The organism is Segeticoccus rhizosphaerae (assembly GCF_009192725.1).
GTDB lineage: Bacteria > Actinomycetota > Actinomycetes > Actinomycetales > Dermatophilaceae > Segeticoccus > Segeticoccus rhizosphaerae.
On record NZ_VOHR01000599.1, the window covers coordinates 1 to 1,077 of the forward strand.

The 1,077-nt window shown below is 74.7% G+C and carries 1 protein-coding gene and 1 pseudogene; one reads left to right on the top strand and one right to left on the bottom strand.

What is annotated here, in order from left to right; translation table 11 throughout:
• On the top strand, positions 1-581 hold a 581-nt coding region (locus FRW57_RS21945; protein WP_203230495.1), incomplete at its 5' end, for a coenzyme F420-0:L-glutamate ligase.
• Positions 582-716: 135 nt separating this feature from the next.
• On the opposite strand, the pseudogene FRW57_RS21950 reads toward FRW57_RS21945, so the two are convergent.
• A pseudogene (locus FRW57_RS21950) lies at positions 717-1,077 on the bottom strand (DNA-3-methyladenine glycosylase 2 family protein); the annotation flags it as partial.

Genomic DNA, 1,077 nt, shown 5'->3' on the forward strand with positions numbered 1-1,077 from the left:
CCGTGCTGGACGACCTGCGGGGTGCGACCGACGCAGACGGGCGGCCGCTGTCGGTCACGATGCGGTGCCTGGCCGACGAGCTGGCCAGCGCGGCCGACCTGGTCAAGGGTAAGGACCGGCACGTCGCACTCGCCCACGTGCGCGGCCTCGAGAGCAATTCCCACCGCACGGAAGCGGTCGGCGGTATGACGGGTGCCCGCGCCTTGGTGCGCACGGGGCCGGGCGACTGGTTCTCGCACGGCACCTACGAGGCGGTCCGGGCCGCGCTCGGGGTCGAACCGGCGAGCCCGGAGGCCGAGCGGATCGGCATACCCTCCACGGACGCAGATCAGGTCGGAGCCCGGCTGGCCCGGGCCGCCGCGCTGGCGGTGCTGGGGCTGGAGGCCGTCACCACCAAGGTCTCGGGCGGTCACCTCGAGCTCGCCTCGGACGACCCGGTCGCGCTCGGCGTGGTCCTCGGCCGCTTGTCGCCCGCTCTCTGGGCCGAGCGGCTCTCCGGCACCATCGAGCTCCCGTCGGGCCGTCCCGGCGAGCCGGGTCCGCGGACGCGGGTCACCGTCGAGGTGCGCGAACGCGACTGACCCGCCACGGCCCTTCCGTCGGCGTCGCGTGGCCTCCGCGCACCGGTCTCCCAGCGCCCCGTGCCGATCCTTGTCGCAGTCCGTATGCCGCTCGCACGGGAACCGCCACGATGATCCGTCTGGCGGGACCTCCGGTCAGCGGAGACGGGACCCGGACCGCCCGACGGGCAGATGGCGGCGCGGCGGCATCCGCGGCCCACGTCTGGGCCGCATCGCGCCGCTGAGCTCGAGCAGTCGCTGCACCCGATAACGGTGTCCGGCATAGGGTTCGAGCAATTCGGCCAGCCCGTCGTCGTCCACTTCCTGCCCGGTGAGTGCCCACCCGACGTCCTTGGCCACGTGGTAGTCGCCGAAGCTGACCGCGTCGGCGTCACCGAGCGCCCGTTGGGCCACCTCGGCGGTCGTCCACACCCCGACGCCCGGCACCGCCCGCAGCCGCCGCCGGGCCGAGACCCGGTCGAGGTCCACGCACTCCTCGAGCCGCCCGGCGGCCCTG